At 69.9% G+C, this 15,935-nt stretch carries 12 protein-coding genes; 7 read left to right on the forward strand and 5 right to left on the reverse strand.

What is annotated here, in order from left to right:
* Nucleotides 1-233: 233 nt before the first annotated feature.
* A complete protein-coding gene (locus WMF19_RS32200; protein ID WP_437893878.1) occupies nt 234-1,871 on the reverse strand; it encodes a glucose-6-phosphate isomerase in 1,638 nt (545 codons plus the stop codon).
* Between the two features lie 143 nt (nt 1,872-2,014).
* Here WMF19_RS32200 and WMF19_RS32205 point away from each other — a divergent pair, with 143 nt between their 5' ends.
* The 4 genes from WMF19_RS32205 to WMF19_RS32220 all read left to right on the forward strand — a co-directional run bounded on the left by WMF19_RS32205 (nt 2,015) and on the right by WMF19_RS32220 (nt 7,180).
* Nucleotides 2,015-4,948 carry a 2-oxoglutarate dehydrogenase E1 component gene (locus WMF19_RS32205; protein WP_437893879.1) on the forward strand — a complete coding sequence of 978 codons (2,934 nt, stop codon included), beginning with the start codon at nt 2,015-2,017 and terminating at the stop codon, nt 4,946-4,948.
* Nucleotides 4,945-5,415: a PaaI family thioesterase gene (locus WMF19_RS32210; RefSeq protein WP_437893880.1), complete on the forward strand. Its 471-nt coding sequence runs from the start codon at nt 4,945-4,947 to the stop codon at nt 5,413-5,415. Before WMF19_RS32205 ends, WMF19_RS32210 begins: the two co-directional genes overlap by 4 nt.
* Nucleotides 5,416-5,646: 231 nt before the next feature.
* A complete protein-coding gene (locus WMF19_RS32215) occupies nt 5,647-6,369 on the forward strand; it encodes a hypothetical protein (RefSeq protein WP_437893881.1) in 723 nt (240 codons plus the stop codon).
* Between the two features lie 451 nt (nt 6,370-6,820).
* Entirely contained in the window at nt 6,821-7,180 is a 360-nt protein-coding gene (locus WMF19_RS32220; protein ID WP_437792241.1) for an S-adenosylmethionine decarboxylase family protein, read from the forward strand.
* A 55-nt stretch (nt 7,181-7,235) separates the two neighbouring features.
* On the opposite strand, the gene WMF19_RS32225 is transcribed toward WMF19_RS32220, so the two are convergent.
* On the reverse strand, nt 7,236-8,660 hold the full coding sequence (locus WMF19_RS32225) for a peptide MFS transporter (RefSeq protein WP_437323710.1): 1,425 nt from the start codon (nt 8,658-8,660) through the stop codon (nt 7,236-7,238).
* Between the two features lie 489 nt (nt 8,661-9,149).
* Between WMF19_RS32225 and WMF19_RS32230 the strand changes: the two genes are divergently transcribed.
* Together WMF19_RS32230 and WMF19_RS32235 are read left to right on the forward strand one after the other, a co-directional pair.
* A complete protein-coding gene (locus tag WMF19_RS32230; RefSeq protein ID WP_437893882.1) occupies nt 9,150-10,283 on the forward strand; it encodes a hypothetical protein in 1,134 nt (377 codons plus the stop codon).
* Between the two features lie 246 nt (nt 10,284-10,529).
* A complete protein-coding gene (locus WMF19_RS32235; protein ID WP_437893883.1) occupies nt 10,530-11,954 on the forward strand; it encodes a proteinase inhibitor in 1,425 nt (474 codons plus the stop codon).
* A gap of 47 nt (nt 11,955-12,001) precedes the next feature.
* On the opposite strand, the gene WMF19_RS32240 is transcribed toward WMF19_RS32235, so the two are convergent.
* Both WMF19_RS32240 and WMF19_RS32245 read right to left on the reverse strand, forming a co-directional pair.
* Nucleotides 12,002-13,771 (reverse strand): hypothetical protein, encoded by a 1,770-nt coding sequence (locus tag WMF19_RS32240; RefSeq protein ID WP_437893884.1) that lies wholly within the window; start codon nt 13,769-13,771, stop codon nt 12,002-12,004.
* Nucleotides 13,772-14,102: 331 nt separating this feature from the next.
* Nucleotides 14,103-14,312 (reverse strand): hypothetical protein, encoded by a 210-nt coding sequence (locus WMF19_RS32245; protein WP_437893885.1) that lies wholly within the window; start codon nt 14,310-14,312, stop codon nt 14,103-14,105.
* 14 nt (nt 14,313-14,326) lie between these two features.
* On the opposite strand from WMF19_RS32245, the gene WMF19_RS32250 reads away from it, so the two are divergent.
* Complete coding sequence (locus WMF19_RS32250) at nt 14,327-14,914, forward strand: DUF6368 family protein (RefSeq protein WP_437893886.1); 588 nt, start codon at nt 14,327-14,329, stop codon at nt 14,912-14,914.
* A 128-nt stretch (nt 14,915-15,042) separates the two neighbouring features.
* Here the strand turns inward: WMF19_RS32250 and WMF19_RS32255 are convergent, their stop codons facing one another.
* Complete coding sequence (locus WMF19_RS32255; RefSeq protein ID WP_437893887.1) at nt 15,043-15,900, reverse strand: class I SAM-dependent methyltransferase; 858 nt, start codon at nt 15,898-15,900, stop codon at nt 15,043-15,045.
* Between the last annotated feature and the right edge of the window lie 35 nt (nt 15,901-15,935).

Genomic DNA, 15,935 nt, shown 5'->3' on the forward strand with positions numbered 1-15,935 from the left:
TCAACATAGCCTCGCTCGCCTATCGGGCGCAAGCGCGGGACCTCACCGGAGGCGCCATGTGACGAGCGAGGCAGTCGCGACGGCGCTGGCCATGATGCCAGTCAGCTGCCGAGCCAGACGCGAGGCGGTCGCAATCGAATCCAGATGGTGCGTTTCAATCCAACACGACCTGACCGCTCCGCGAGGCACCCGCCCATGTCCGACATGCCCGGGGGCCTGCTCCGCGAGGCCCCTCAGCGCGCCAGACGGTACGTCGCGTCGAACGGCGAGCCGCCCTGCGGCACCTCCCGCGCGACGCCGCGCTCCGGGTTCGCCGCGAGGTGGCGCAGGATCCAGAAGACCGTCTCGACGTCGTCCGTGCCCGCCGCCTTCGCGACCTCCGCGAGCGACAGCGCGCGGCCCGCGCTCGCGCCGAGCGCCGCGAGCACCTTGGCCTGCAGGTCGAGCACCTCCTGCGCCGCCTTCTTGCCGGCCTCGACGCCGGGCTGGTGGTACGCGTTGATGCCGACGAGCGACGCGTACAGGCCCACCGCGCGCTCGTAGAGCGCGATCAGCATGCCGACGGCGCGCGCGTCGACCGTGTCGATCGTGATCGTGATCGACTCGCGCCCGCTCTCGGTCAGCGCCTTGCGCGTCCCCTGGAGGAAGCCGTCGAGGTAGTCGCCCGTCGTGACGCCGGGGTCGACCTCGAGCACGCCGCGCGACGGCGCGCGATCCCGCAGCACCTCGATGAACGTGACGAAGAAGTTGTCGAGCCCGTCACGGAGCTGCTGCACGTACGCGTGCTGATCCGTCGAGCCCTTGTTGCCGTACACGGCGATGCCCTGGAAGACCTCCTTGCCCTGCCGATCGAGCCGCTTGCCGAGCGACTCCATCACGAGCTGCTGGAGGTAGCGCGAGAAGAGCTCGAGCCGGTCCTTGTAGGGCAGCAGCACCATGTCCTTCCGGCCCACGCCGCCCGTCGCCGAGTACCAGGCGAGCGCGAGCAGCGCCGCCGGGTTCCGGGGCACCTCCTTCGAGCGCGTGACCTCGTCCGTCTCGCGCGCACCCTGCAGCATCTCGACGATCGACAGCCCCTGGAGCGCCGCCGGCAGCAGGCCGACCGCAGAGAGCTCGCTCGTGCGACCGCCGACCCAGTCCCACATCGGGAAGCGGGCAAGGAAGCCGTGCTTCGTCGCGTACCGGTCGAGCTCGCTGCCCTCCCCCGTCACCGCGACCGCGTGCGCGCCGAGCGAGAGGCCGAGCCGACGGTACGCCGCCGCGAGCTCGAGCATTCCGTTGCGCGTCTCCTTCGTCCCGCCCGACTTCGAGATGATCACCGCGAGCGTCGCGCCGAGATCGTCCCCGATGGCGTCCAGCGTGCGATCGATCCCGTCGGGATCCGTGTTGTCGAAGAAATGGATCTGCATCCGGTCGGCCGGCGTCCCCAGCGCCGAGGCGACGAACTGAGGCCCGAGCGCCGAGCCGCCGATCCCGACGACGAGCACCCTGCTGAAGCGGGCCGCCCGCTCCGGCCGGACCCGCGCCGCGTGAACGTCCGCGGCGAAGCTCAGGATGCGCGCGTTCGTCTCCTCGATCGCCGCGCGGAGCGCCGCCTCGGGCGCGAGCTCCGGCGCGCGCAGCCAGTAGTGGCCGACCCGGCGGCCCTCGTCAGGATTCGCGATGCTCCCGCCCTCGAGCGCCGCCATCTCGGCGAGCGCCGCCTGAATCCGCGGTTCCATCGTGGTAAAAAAGTCGCTCCCGAAGCGGATCCGGCTCACGTCCAGCCAGAGACCGAGGCTGGGATCGTGGAAGAGGTGGTCCCGGAAGCGATCGAAGGGGAGGACGGCGGGCGCCGGTCCTCGACCCGGGGTTCTGCGGTCTTGATCCATGGCCCCCTTCTACCGCTTCTCCCTACCGTTTCTCCAGGCGGTCGAACCCCTTGCCCGGACGATGTTCCGGCCCACGAGGCGGAGTCATCGGAAAACGACTCTAGCGTGCCGGCCCGACACGCGTTATTTGCAGCCCGACCACGATGCAGCTTGATTTCGGAATCAATGCAGGGCTCGTCGAGGAGCTCTATGCCCAGTACCTCGAGAACCCGGAGTCGGTAGACCCCGGCTGGCGCTCGTTTTTCGAGGGAAAGAACGGCGGAGCGACGCCGAGCAGGCTGCCCGCTCCGGCGGCGCCGCCGACCATCCAGCATCAGGTGCTGCGGCCCGGGAACGGGAACGGGCACGGGTACGGGAATGGCAAGACCAACGGCGAGGCCGCGAAGACGCTGGAGGCCGCGTTCGCACGGACGCTGAGCGAGCACCCGAGCTCGCCCGAGTCCTCGCGCGATCTCAAGGTGCTCGCGGAGGCCGCGATCAAGGCGCGCGTCTACGCCCTCGTGAACGCCTACCGCGTGCGCGGCCACCTCTTCGCGCACGTCGACCCGCTCGGCCTGCCGCCCGCAACGCCGCCCGAGCTCGACCTCACGAACTTCGGGCTCCGGGTCGAGGACCTCGAGCTGCCCTTCCCGACGACCGACCTCGCCGGCGTGCCGCCCGTCCTCACGCTGCGCGAGATCATCCGCCGGCTCGAGGAGACGTACTGTCGCTCGATCGGCGTCGAGTTCACGTTCATCGAGGAGCCCGAGGCGCGCCAGTGGCTCCAGCAGCAGATGGAGTCGACGCGCAACCGGCTCACGCTCGACCGCCAGAAGCAGCTCCGGATCCTCACGAAGCTCTCCGACGCCGAGATCTTCGAGCAGTTCATCCACAAGTCCTACGAGGCGGGGACGAAGCGCTTCTCCCTCGAGGGCGCCGAGAGCCTCATCCCGCTGCTCGACCTCATCATCGAGCGCGCGGGGGCGCACGAGGTCGACGAGATCGTGGTCGGCATGGCGCACCGCGGCCGGCTGAACGTCCTCGCGAACATCATGGACAAGAGCCTGCGGGAGATCTTCGCGGCCTTCGAGGACAAGAACGCGGAGCGCCACCTCGGCAGCGGCGACGTCAAGTACCACCTCGGCTACTCGACCGATCGCACGCTCGAGAACGGGCGCAACGTCCACCTCACGCTCACGTTCAACCCGAGCCACCTCGAGTTCGTGAACCCCGTCGTGCAGGGGCGCGTCCGCGCGAAGCAGGACCGGCGGCTCGCCGACGGCGCCGCCGACGCGCGCCGCCGCGTGATGCCGCTGCTCATCCACGGCGACGCGGCGTTCATCGGGCAGGGCGTCGTCGCCGAGACGCTCAACATGATGAACCTGCCGGGCTACACGACGAGCGGCACGGTCCACGTCATCGTGAACAACCAGGTCGGGTTCACGACCGATCCGATGGAAGGGCGCTCGACCCGCTATGCGTCCGACATCACGCGGATGCTCAAGGTCCCGGTGTTCCACGTGAACGGCGAGGATCCGGAGGCGGTCGCCCACGTCGCGCAGCTCGCGATCGACTACCGCACGCGCTTCGGCTCCGACGTGATCATCGACATGTACTGCTACCGGCGGTACGGCCACAACGAGGGCGACGAGCCGCGCTACACGCAGCCGCGGATGTACGCCGCGATCGACAAGAAGCCCACCGTCCGGCAGGTGTACGTCCGGCGCCTGATGGAGCTCGGGCAGGTCACCGAGGAGAAGGCCGACGAGATCGTCGTGCGGCGCCGCGAGGCGCTCGCCGCCGCGCTCGACGAGGTGAAGCAGAAGGGCTTCGCGCCGGTGCTCTACTCGATGGGCGGCGTGTGGTCGCACTACCGCGGCGGCGCCGACCAGGCGACGCCGGAGGTGCCGACGAGCGTGCCGGCCGAGAAGCTCATCGCGCTGTCGGAGAAGCTCCTCGAGCTGCCCGAGGGCTTCAAGGCGCACCCGAAGGTGCTGCCGACGCTCCAGCAGCGGCACGACAAGCTCGTCGCCGGCGAGCCGTTCGACTGGGGCACGGGCGAGATGCTCGCCTACGCCTCGCTGCTCGCCGAGAAGACGCCGGTGCGGCTCTCCGGTCAGGACGTGCAGCGCGGCACCTTCAGCCACCGGCACGCGGTGCTGCGCGACGTCGAGACGAGCGCGCGCTTCGCGCCGCTGTCGCGCGTGGCCGAGGGGCCGGCGCGCTTCGAGGCGTACAACAGCCCGCTCAGCGAGGCGGGCGTGCTCGGCTTCGACTTCGGCTACAGCCTCGACTACCCGGACGGGCTCGTCATCTGGGAGGCGCAGTTCGGCGACTTCCTGAACGGCGCGCAGGTCATCGTCGATCAGTTCCTCACGTCGAGCGAGGACAAGTGGCACCGGCTGAGCGGCATCGTGCTCTTCCTGCCGCACGGCTACGAAGGCCAGGGGCCGGAGCACTCGAGCGCGCGCATCGAGCGCTGCCTGCAGAACAGCGCCGAGGACAACATCCAGGTGTGCAACCTCACGACGCCGGCGCAGCTGTTCCACGTGCTGCGGCGGCAGGTGCACAGGCCCTGGCGCAAGCCGCTCATCATCGCGACGCCGAAGAGCCTGCTGCGCGTCCCGGCGACGTCGAAGGGCCCGCACCGGCCCGTGTCGACGATCAAGGATCTCTCCGAGGGCCAGTTCCACCGCGTGCTGCCCGACACGAGCGGGGTCGATCCGGCGGACGTGAAGCGGGTGCTGCTCTGCTCGGGCAAGGTCTACTACGACCTCGCGCTCGCGCGGGAGACGCGCGGGCTCAAGGACGTGGCGATCCTGCGGCTGGAGCAGCTGTTCCCGCTGAACGACGAGATCGTGAACGCGCTCGCGCCCTACAAGGACGGCACGCCGCTCGTGTGGGTGCAGGAGGAGCCGCGCAACTACGGCGCCTGGTACTACATCCTCGCGGTGCTCCGGCAGCGCATCGGCGACCGGCTGCCGCTCTCGTGCGTGAGCCGCGCGCCGAGCGCGAGCCCGGCGACCGGCTCGCGCGCGAGCCACCTCCTCGAGCAGAAGATGCTGATGGACGAGGCGTTCGTCGGGGGCACCCGGTGAGCGGCGACGCGGCGAGCCTGCAGGACAGGTACTCGCCGCGAGGCCGCTGCTTCGGCTGCGGGCCGGCGAACGACAAGGGGCTCCGGCTGAAGAGCCGCGTCGAGGGCGACGCGGTGGTCTGCGACTTCACGCCGGAGCCGCACCACGAGGCGTTCCCGGGGATGCTCAACGGCGGCATCATCGGGGCGCTGCTCGACTGCCACTCGAACTGGACCGCGGCCTACCACCTGATGAAGGCGCGGGGGGCCGACGCGCCGCCGTGCACGGTGACGGCGGACTTCCACGTGAAGCTGAAGAAGCCGACGCCGCTCGGCGGCCCGGTGCACCTGCGGGCGCAGGTCGCCGAGGCGGAGGGCGACCGCGTCGTGGTCGAGGCGACCCTGGAGGCGGGCGGGCGCGTCACCGCGACGTGCCGCGGGACGTTCGTGGCGGTGAAGGAAGGGCACCCGGCCTTCCACCGCTGGTAGGCGCGGGCTGACGCGCGGCGCGGGCGGCTGCCGCCGCTCGTTGACACTCGCACACGCACACGCCCGCGCCGGCTGACGCGCGGCGCGGTCGGCCCGTCCGCGACCGGGAAGGCGTTGCTCGCCGCCTCCGTGGCACACGCAATGCTCGCGCCCCGGCGCGCGGCGTTCCCGGCGTGGCGCGTGGATCGGATCCGCCGTCCTCGCGGCGCCGCGCAGCGAGGAGGATCCGCAATGAAGGCAAACACCGGGGTCGCGATCGCCGCGGGAGCGGTCGCCGTGCTCTGCGGGAGCGTCGCCGCTGCACAGGACTTCGAGGGCGAGGTCCCGCCGAGCTACCTGCGCTCTCCGCTGGGGGCGCCTGCCAACGCGCTCGAGCTCGGCCTCAACCTCGGGTACGCGCAGGGGTTCGGCGACATCGGGAGCGAGCGGCGCCTGCGCGACGTGGCGGGGCCGGGGGCGGGCGTGGGCGTGAAGCTCGTCTACCGCGCGGTGCCGAAGGTCGGCCTCGGGCTGACGTCGCGCTACGAGCAGTACACGGCGCAGGGCGCGGAGCAGGGCGGGGCCGACGTGCGCGGCGTGACGCTGGGCGCGGAGGCGAGCTTTCACCTGGCGCCGTTCGAGCGGGTCGATCCGGTGATCTCGCTGGGCAGCGGCTACCGGGCGCTGTGGACCGCGGCGCCGCCGGGGGTGAGGGGCGGCACGGTGACCCACGGGATCGAGCTCGGGCGACTCCAGGCGGTGATCGACGTCCGCATGTCCGAGAGCGTCGCGCTGGGGCCCACGATCGGCGGCGGGCTCAACCTGTTCCTCTGGGAGAACGCCGAGGGGTCGAGCCTCGGCTGGGAGGTCCCGGGCGGGCGCGTGAACAGCTTCGTGTTCGCGGGCCTCGAGGGCCGCTTCGACCTGGGTGGGCAGCGCGTGCGGGAGGTCGTCCAGGTCGCGCGGCGGCGGTGAGAGCGGCGCGGGGATGTCATCGTGGAGGCCGCACGCCGCGCGCCTTCCGGACGACGCAAGCGCCGGCGGGTGGCTCCGCGCGGCGCGGGCGGGCGGGCGCGGCGAGCACCGACCGAGGTGCCATAAGGTCTCAGGTGGCTCGAGGTCTCAGGCGCGCCTTGTGTGGCGCGCGACGAGACGTCCCGGGTGGCAAGGCCCGAAGGGAGACATGCCGGGCGGTGTTCTCAGCGCAAGCTCCTCGGCCCCTGTCTTGGCGGATGGCCGAGCGCCCGCCCGCCCGCGCCGCGCGGAGCCACCCGCCGGCGCGCTCGGCTCGGGATCACCTCGAACCGCCGCCGCCGCACGAGGACGACGCCGCCCCGGCCCTCCCGATTCCGTCTCCGCAGCGCCCGGCCTCGGCTACGCTACGCGGCCTGCGCGGCGCGGACCGACGCGCGCGCCTGCCCGATCGATGCAGCTGTTCATCGCGCTCGCCCTCTTCGAGGGCTGCCCCTTCGATTTCCTGAACAGCCCGGCCGCGCTGCGCGGCGCGCTGGAGGCGGCCGTCGCCGCGGGATCGTTCACGCTGCTCGAGATGGCGGTCGTCCCGTTCTCTCCGCAAGGGATCACCGCGTGCGCCGTCGTCGGCGAGTCGCACGTGGCGCTGCACTCCTGGCCCGAGTCGGGGCGGCTCTTCGTCGACGTCGCCTCGTGCAGCACGCTGGAGAGCGTCCGCCGCGCCGTCGCCGCCATCGGGAGCGCGCTGCCCGAGGGGCGGCTCGCGACCCTCGACGAGCGGGTCGTCGACCCGGCCGGCGCGCGGGCGCCCTGACGCGACGCCGCGCCCTCTCGGAGAGGGCGCGCGGCCGCGCCGGGCGCGGTGTGGGTCAGTGGTGGCCGAGCACGCGGCGGAGCGGCTTGTTGAACGCGAACATCGCGGCGCCCGCGCCCACGCCGAGCACGGTGAGCATCAGGAAGAACATGTCCTTCGACCAGCGCGTGTAGAAGATGCCGATGTAGCCGCTCAGCGTGTTGCCGAGGAAGCTCGAGACGAACCACATGCCCATCATCATCGACACGATCCGCACCGGCGAGACCTTGGTCACGAGCGACAGGCCGATGGGCGACAGGTAGAGCTCGCCGATCGTGAGCAGCAGCGTGCAGAAGACCGGCCAGAACAGGCTGCCCTTGCCGTCGCCGACGGCCTGCGCGCCGAGGATCATCACGATGAACGACAGCCCGAGGATGGTGCAGCCGATCGCCATCTTCGAGACGCTCGTCGGCTCGGAGCCCCGCTTCGCCTGCCAGCGCCAGAAGACGTCGAGGAGCGGGGCGAACAGGATGATGCAGAGCGGGTTCACCGACTGGAACCACGTCGACGGGATCTGGAAGCCGAGGACGCTCGGCCACACCGTCTTCTCGTCGGCCCAGGTCTGCATCGTGTTGCCCTGCTGCTCGTAGACCGCCCAGAAGACGATGTTGAGGGCGCAGAGCGCCACGAGCGCGCCGACGCGCTTCCACTCGTCGCTGGAGAGCGGCTGCTTCTGCTCGCCGGCGCCCTCCGCCGTCTTCATCAGGTTGTCCTTGGCGAGGTACTTCTGCCCCGCCAGGTAGACGACGAGCCCAAGGCACATCCCGACGCCCGCGGCGGCGAAGCCGTAGTGCCACCCGTAGACGGCCGCCAGGGTGCCGCACACGAAGTTGCAGATGAAGGCGCCGAGGTTGATGCCCATGTAGAAGATGGTGAAGGCGCCGTCGCGGCGCGGATCACCCGCCGGGTACAGGCTTCCGACCTGGGTCGAGATGTTGGGCTTGAACGCGCCGTTGCCGAGGATGAGCAAGAGCAGCGCGATGAAGAACGAGTTCTCGAGCGCCATCACGAAGTGCCCGGCGGCCATCAAGACGCCGCCGATCACCACCGTCTTGCGCTGCCCCCACACCTTGTCGGCGAGGATGCCCCCGAAGAACGGCGTGAGGTACACGAGGCCCGTGTACAGCCCGTAGAGCATGGACGCCTGCTCGTTGGGGGCGCTCGGGAGGAGGCCCTTGATGAACTGCCAGGCGAACACGGTCGTCGGATCGCCAGCGACGAGATCGCATGGCTGCGCGTGCTGCCGGCACCCCTGGTAGGCCTCTCGCGCGGTGACGAACAGGTAGTTCGCCATATACAGCTTGAGGAGGCCGCGCATGCCGTAATAGGAAAAGCGCTCCCACATCTCCGCGAAGAAGAGGATCACGAGCCCCGGCGGGTGCTTGAAGCGCCTCTCGAAAGCGGTGACGGGCAGGGCCGGCTCGATTGCTTGCACGCTCAATGCTGTCTCTCCACGAGCTGGGACCACGCTGCGTGGTGGTCGGGCGATGCGGGGGATCGTGGGGCGCGCTGCCCCTCGGCACGCGGATCCTAGACGATCCGCGGCGCCCACGTCACGCGCTTGTTGCGCACAGCGTCGAGCCGGGTGAACAGGGTGTCCACGTGGGCGGCCCTTCTACCCCCGCCGGCGGACAGGTGGGCGGGATGCTCCGGTCGGCTCTGCGCTGGACGAAGCGGCCGCGGGCCGGCGAGCGGCCGCTGCTGCTGGCGGAGCGAGCGCTGCTGCTGGCGCACCAGCCGCCGCGCGGGCGCTGCCCGGCGACGACCGCCGCCGCGGATGGACCGTGTCAGCCCACGCCGTCCTCGGTTGTGCCGGGAGCGTCCCCTTCGCCGCGGGCTCCGCCCTGGCCGCGCGAGGGCCCCTCCCTCCGCAGGGGAGATCCACAGTCGAGGCTTCCGGTGAGAAGCAGTCGGCCGCAGATGCTTTGTGATGCAACATCCCAAAACTCGCTATGTCCCGAGGGACAGAGCATGGTCGACGGGTCTCCTTTGGATTCTTCTTCTCCCTGCCTGCACGGGCGTCGAGCCGTCGCCGCCGGAGGCGTGCTCTCCTGGCGAGGAGCGCTTTCGCGGGCGGTGCGTCCAGCCCGCCGCCCGCTACGAGCCTGAGGAGCGCATCGACCGGGACAACGTCGTCGCCTTCGGCGCCGAGCTCACCCGGCTCGCGCTGCCGGAGCCGCCGCGCAGCGGCTTCAGGATCATCGCGCCGCCGCGGCTCATGGCGCCCGGCGAGGAGGTGACCTTCTGCGTGTCATGGCCTTTTCCCGCGCTCGAGAACACGACCGTCCACGCGGCGCGCGTCTACGCGACAGGCGGCCTGCATCACAGCAACGTGATCGCCAAGCCGGTCAATCCATCGTTCGGGCCGAACCCTTACCCGGGCTGCCATCCTGGCGCCGACGATCCCTTCGGGACGCTGCCGGCGGCCATCCCGGACGTCCTCTTCGCGAGCTCCACGCAGATCGTCGGCGAGGAGACGCTCGTGTTCCCGGAGGGGATGGGCTTCACCCTCGACACGTCCCGCGAGATCGCCGCGAATGTCCACCTGCTCAACACGTCGCCCGAGCCCGCGGTCGTCGAGCTCGCCTACGACTTCTTCACCATGCCTCTCTCGGAGCGCAAGGAAGAGCTCGCGCCGTTCGTCTTGAGCGTCAACGACTTCCTCGTCCCTCCGCGCGCCACCCGGAGCGTCGGCACGACGTGCTCGACGTTCGGCGGGAACATCGTGTCTCTGATGCCGCACACGCACCGGTACGCCGATGCCTTCGACGTCGACGTCGTCCGCGCGGACGGCGGCGAGGCGCGCGTCTACGAGGGAGGGGCGTTCGATCTGGAGAGCGACATCGAGGTCTACAGGCCGGCGCTCGCGCTCGGCGAAGGCGACTCCCTCCGGTACGCGTGCAGGTTCCGGAACACGTCGGACCACGATCTCACGTTCGGCTACGGGGACAACGAGATGTGCATGCTGTTCGGGTACATGTACCCGCCGGACAAGCAGGTGGCGGGGATCTCGCTGCACGACGGGGAGCCCTGCATCTCGCTCGGCCTCGGCGCGCTCCGGTGAGGAGCTCCGTCGCCGCCTGATCCTCACGCAGGGCGCGGGCCAACGCCCCTGGACACACCTCCGCCTCCTCCAAGCGAATGGCGCCATGAGCAAGAACGTGTCCTTGCATACATATTTCTAGAGAAAAGATTGGACTAAGATTGAACAACCATGAACAAACGGTATATCGACGAACGCTCACAGGGCATCCATGTGAGGCAAATCACAAACGACTTCGTCCGAAGACGACGTTCAGGAGATTCGACCGTGAAGCAAGAGCTCCTCCGTTCACCGCACGTGATGCTGGGCGCAGCGCTCCTCGTCTCGGCCCTGGGAGGGCTGGGCGCCTGTCAACGGACCGAGGAAGACGCCGCATCGGGGGCTCCAGGGGCCTCCGTAACGCCAGATCGTTGCGTCTATACGAGCGCCTTCAGCCAGGCCGAGGAGTGCCGCGAGTACACAGGCGCAGGCTGGACCGCAGAGGCCGCGGAGGCCGACTGCAAGGCGCTCCAGGGCTCCACCTTCACCAGAGCCGAGCGCTGCGCGTATCCGCAGACGCTCGGCCGATGCGTGCTCGGCGGCGGGACCGACGACGAGGTCAGCCTGGTCCTCCCCGGCGGCGACACGAGCCAGTGCGCCTCGACCCAGCGCGGCTGCGAGATGTTCGGCGGCGGCCGGTTCGAGCCCGACGCCTGCGAGGGCGCGGCCGAGGAGCCGGGCGGCGGCGTGGGCACGGGCGGCGCCGTCTTCCAGTGGCCCGCGCAGGTCTGCGTCGACCCGCAGGCCGGCGAGCCGGCAGGGCAGAGCGGCGGGAAGGTCTGCACGTTCGGCGCGATCTCCGGCTGCACCGAGCCCGGCCGCCTGTTCACCGACTATGCGTCGTGCGAGCCCGTCTTCACGCAGCGCCCGTACTGGCCGGCGCCCCCCTCGGATTACAAGACTCCGAGCGACGATCCACGCCTCTCGGATCCGCAATGGCTCGGCGAGCTCGCCTGGGTCACGGAGCAGACCGAGGCGTGCGGGTGCGTGTGCTGTCACTCGGAGAAGGCCGCGCCGGCCACCGGGCCGTCGAACTGGTACATCGAGGCCGGACCGGTCTGGACCGACAGCTTCTATCCGACGGGCCTCGCGCTGGCCGCCGGCTGGGTCTCCTCGGCGGCGCTCGGCGCGTATCCGCCGGATCAGAACAACGGATTCTCCCGTGACGTCAGCGGCCTGCCCTCCACGGACCCGGCGCGCATGGTCGCGTTCTTCGAGGGCGAGCTCCTGCGCCGCGGATTCACGAAGGAGGATTTCGCGGACGAGACCCCGTTCGGCGGGCCGCTCCATGAACAGAGCCTCTACGTGCCCGGCGACTGCGCGGCGGGGGAAGGCGTGGACGCTGCAGGCAAGATCACCTGGACCGGCGGCGACGCCCGCTACGTTTACGTCCTGTCGGCGGACGCCGAGAACCCGGGCGCTCCGCCGAACCTCGACCTGCCCGAGGGGACGATCTGGCGGCTCGACGTGCCCTCGAGCGCCGAGCCCGTCAAGAGCGGTATCATCTACGGCGAGGTCCCGCCGAACACGAAGCAGGGCTATCCGGCCGAGGGGAACCCCGAGGAGCTCGTCCCGGGCACGAAATACTACCTGTACGTCTGGAAAGACGTCGGCATCCCGATCACGCGGTGCCTGTTCGAGGTTTCGCCCTGAGAGGGAGCTCCACGGCGGAGCCCCCTCCCTCGGGCGTTTAGCCGGCGTCAGTCCGCCGCTTTACCGCCAGCGCCGCCAGCATCCCCGTCGCCGCCACCCGCTCCGACAGGCGCTTCGCCGCCGCCCGCTCCGACGCCCGCGTCTCCGCCGCCCGCGCCGACGGGCGTTTCGCCGCCGCCCGCTCCGACGCCCGCACCTACGCCGCCGCCGCACTCCTTGGGATAGGCGCAGTAGCCGCCGCAATTGACCAGGGGAGGCTCGCAGAAGCCGCCGCAGTCCTGGGGAAAGCCGCAGTAGCCGCCGCAATCGATCTGGGGAGGCATGCAGAGCTGCGGCTGCTCGCGGTTCCTCTCCAGCTCCACCGGCAGGACCTCGATCTGCTGGGTGAGCCAGGCGTCCAGCTCCTTGTATCGCTGCTCGTCGCCCGGGCGGAGCATGCCCTCATCCGACAGCTGCTCGTAGATACCCTTCAGCACCGCGTTCGGGTCCAGCGCGGTGAACTCCTCGATCACCTGCTCGCACGCCGCGATCGTGTCGGCCCAGCAGCCCGGCTCGCTCTGGCACCCGCGCGCCAGCGTGTTCATACCGGCCAGCGGGACCACCGGATACCAGCTCTGCCCCAGGCTGATGTCGACCGAGTACGGCAGGTACTGGAACAGACCATCGGCCCGCTCGACCAGCACGACGTTGTTGCTGTTGTGGAGCGCGTCGTCGCCGGTGGCGAGCACCCACGACAGGCACTGGAACCGATGGAACGCCGGCCAGTCGATCCAGCCCGCGAGCGCAGCCTTGAAGCCCTCGCCAGGCGGCGTCTCGGCGATCGCCTCTTCGAGCTCCTTCGCGCGGGTGTTCTCACACTCCTTGAGCTGGCAGTTCTCCGGCTCGTCGAAGACGCTGGCGCCGAACGGCACCAGGTCGACCGGGAGCGGGATCCCGCCGCCTCCCGGAATGTTGCCGGCGAAGTCTCCGGCGAACTCCCAGATGTTGGCGCAGCCGCCGCCGAACTTGCCCTCGAGGCGGGTGCAGAACGCCTTCTTGTAGCGCTCGACCACGATGTAGGGGATGGACACCTCCTCGCCCCAGACGTTGCTCGACAGCCAGGCGTAGTTGGTCAGGGGGGCCGGATAATCGAGGCGAGCATAGAGATCGAGCGTGAGGCGCTCGCGGAAGATGCTGCCGACCTGGCCGTTGTTGAAGCGCACGTGCTCGAAGCCGCCGAGCCGCTGCTTCTCGACGAACTCGTCGGCGTCGACGTTGAGGTTGGGGATGGTTCGCTTCGTCCAGGGCCGCTGCGTCGACTGGCCGGCGATCCCCACCTGGACCTTGCCGTAGTCGGCCGTCTTGCCCTTGGCACCGGCCGTCGTCACCCACAGGTGATCCACGAAGGTCGCGTCCTCCCCTGTCGGGGAGTAGATATCTCCGAACATATCCCTCTTGATGGGGCCCCCGATGCCGCCGAGCCCTTCGTTCATGAGCTCGAGCTGCTCCTCCGAGACGGCGAACCAGTAGCGGTTGCCGATGGTGCCGAAGAGGTCGAGCTCATGCTCGGCCACCTCGGTGTCCACGACAGGCGCTCCCGGGTACTCCTGGGGTGCGCCGGCGGCGCCGCCGGCGCCGCTGGTGCTCCCGGCACCTCCGGCACCCCCGGCGCCGCCCTCCCCGTTCGTGTAGTAGTAGTTGTAGATGTTGTCCGGCTTGTCAGCGCACCCCGCCGAGACGACGACAGACGGGAGGGCAAGCAGGGCGAGCAGCGAGATGGCTCGCGTGCGAGACGACCATGATCGAGCAGAGGAAGACGACGGCAGCTGATTGGACATGAAGCGCAACCTTTCCGCTTCACGCCCAGTGCAAATAACGTACCGTTTATGGCGGAATTCTGACGCGTCGGTGTCGGTGCCCTGGTGGCACGTCGGCCCTGCGGGTCCTGCGAGCATGGTGAGGAGCTCGGGCCGTCCATGCGGCGGTGCGCGGGCGCGCCGCCGGAGCCCCCTCATGACACGAGGGTCAGAGCCTGGCACACCTGTCGAGGAGCTTCGTCCTTGTGTGCCAACGCCGCGACGCGGCGTAGATCCATCGGGTCGCGGATCGCCCCGGGCTCCCGGCGTGCGCCGTCGATCGCTCCGCGGAGGTTTGCGAAGGGCTCGTAGCTCACCGGCTCCGGATCTCCCACCAGACCCACTCCTCGTCCTCCAGCGCTGGCGGGCGTAGCGCTTCCGCCGCCCGCGCGAAGAGCCAAAAGCTGTCGATGGGGGCCGACGAGGCTGGCAGCGTGGCGTCGATGGTGAGCCTCCCCTCGCCGCCTTTCACCGCTGCCTTCGCGCCTTCGACAAGGCGTCCCTTCCCGCCCTCGCCGATCACCCCGAGAGGCGGCCGTGATCCAGCCGGAAGAAGCTTCGAAGCTCGGCGGCTGCGAGGCCTTGGTGGACTGCCATGATTCGAAAGCGTACGCTCCCGGAATGGCGGGGCCAGTGGCGTCCGTTTTGCTGCCCTCGAAGATGAGCGTTGAGCGAGTCGCCGCGCTTCGAAGTGGAATCTCGCGCATTGCCAACGACGTCCGTGGGGATGACTTCTGGCTCGACCAACGCCCGTTCATTCTGACCGTTGGGCCCGAATACCCTGAGGCGATATCCGAAATCCTCGAGGCGGGCCTCCCGGAGGTGCTCGGATGGTCGCCAGAAGACGTCGTTTCATTCGCTGCGATGTGCAACGACGACGAAGATCATCGGTTGCTCGCCAGGCTGTGCATCGACCTGGCCGAGGCGGAAGGTGGAGTCATCGACTTCGGCGGGCTGCTGGCGATCGGTCCACTGCTGGACGGCCTTCAAGACGACAAGCCCGTCAGGGTCGAGAACCCAGGTGGGGTCACGGGCGTGCTGTTCGCGACGGCGCGCTCCCACTACGGAGACGTGGCGCTCGCGCGCTCCTGGCTACGGCACGCGAGCTTCCGCATGGTCAAGTAGATGCAACTCGGGTCGGTCCAACGTCCGCGGGCGAGCGACAGATCTAACCAACGACTGGCATCAGGCGGCGTTGTCCCACGCGCAACGAGGGCCACGTCAGCTTCACGAGTCGAGCTGGACCCCTTGATTCAGGTCGTCGCCACCAGCAGCTCCTCTGAGTTGTTCGGCGGACGAAGGCCATCCGTCCTGTCCGCGAAGTAGCGCTCGGCGAGCGCGGCGGCCGATACATGCTGGACCTCCCTGAAGCCGGCATCTCGGGCCAGCGTCAGCATCTCCGCCGGCGTGAAGAAGCTGATGAACGGCGTGCCGTTGGCCCTGGCCCCCGCTGCCGCGCGCTCGATCCCCGGACGCACCTCCGGGTCCGCCAGCTCGATCGGGAGCATGAACGACATGGCGAGCGTGGAGCCCGGAGCGAGCGCCGCGACCTGGCGCAGCGTCGCCGCGATCGCGTCCCTGGTCAGGTACATGCTGACACCGGTGGACGCCACCACAGCCGGCCGCCCCGAGTCGAAGCCCGACGCCGCCAGCCGCTCCCACCACGCATCACCCGCCTCGAAGTCGACCGGCACGAGCCGCAGGAACGATGGAACGCCGAGGCCGAGGTCGAGGAGGCGCTGGCGCTTCCATGCCTGGGGGCTGGGCCGATCGATCTCGAACACGACCAGGCGGGCGGCGAGCTCCGGCCGACGCTGGGCGAACGTGTCCAGGCCCGCTCCGAGGATGACGTACTGCCCGACGCCACGGGCAGCCTGCTCCGCGACGAGATCCTCGACGAAGCGGGCGCGGGCCAGGATGGATGCGCGGAAGGGCCGCGTGAACGGGCTCATGTCCGGACGGCTGCGCCATCCGTCGTCGGGGGCCGCGAGCTTCAAGCCAACGTCGTCTTCGAACACGTGCGGCGGCGCATCGGCTTCCACGTGCAGCGCACGCCAAAGGGCGACCCGAATCGCCGTGTCGTCGGGCGCGGCAACTTGTCTGTCTTGCATGACGTTCTCTCTTACGCTCCTGCTTCACCCAATGG

This window comes from Sorangium sp. So ce124, assembly GCF_051525235.1.
In the GTDB taxonomy this organism is placed as follows: Bacteria; Myxococcota_A; Polyangia; order Polyangiales; family Polyangiaceae; genus Sorangium; species Sorangium atrum.

What these genes read in the sequence shown, in the direction of transcription:
- WMF19_RS32220 (WP_437792241.1), top strand. Translation starts at nt 6,821, where the DNA reads ATGCAGCTGTTCATCGCGCTCGCCCTCTTCGAGGGCTGCCCCTTCGAT.
- WMF19_RS32215 (WP_437893881.1), top strand. Translation starts at nt 5,647, where the DNA reads ATGAAGGCAAACACCGGGGTCGCGATCGCCGCGGGAGCGGTCGCCGTG.
- WMF19_RS32205 (WP_437893879.1), top strand. Translation starts at nt 2,015, where the DNA reads ATGCAGCTTGATTTCGGAATCAATGCAGGGCTCGTCGAGGAGCTCTAT.
- WMF19_RS32200 (WP_437893878.1), bottom strand. Translation starts at nt 1,871, where the DNA reads ATGGATCAAGACCGCAGAACCCCGGGTCGAGGACCGGCGCCCGCCGTC.
- WMF19_RS32255 (WP_437893887.1), bottom strand. Translation starts at nt 15,900, where the DNA reads ATGCAAGACAGACAAGTTGCCGCGCCCGACGACACGGCGATTCGGGTC.
- WMF19_RS32240 (WP_437893884.1), bottom strand. Translation starts at nt 13,771, where the DNA reads ATGTCCAATCAGCTGCCGTCGTCTTCCTCTGCTCGATCATGGTCGTCT.
- WMF19_RS32230 (WP_437893882.1), top strand. Translation starts at nt 9,150, where the DNA reads ATGCAACATCCCAAAACTCGCTATGTCCCGAGGGACAGAGCATGGTCG.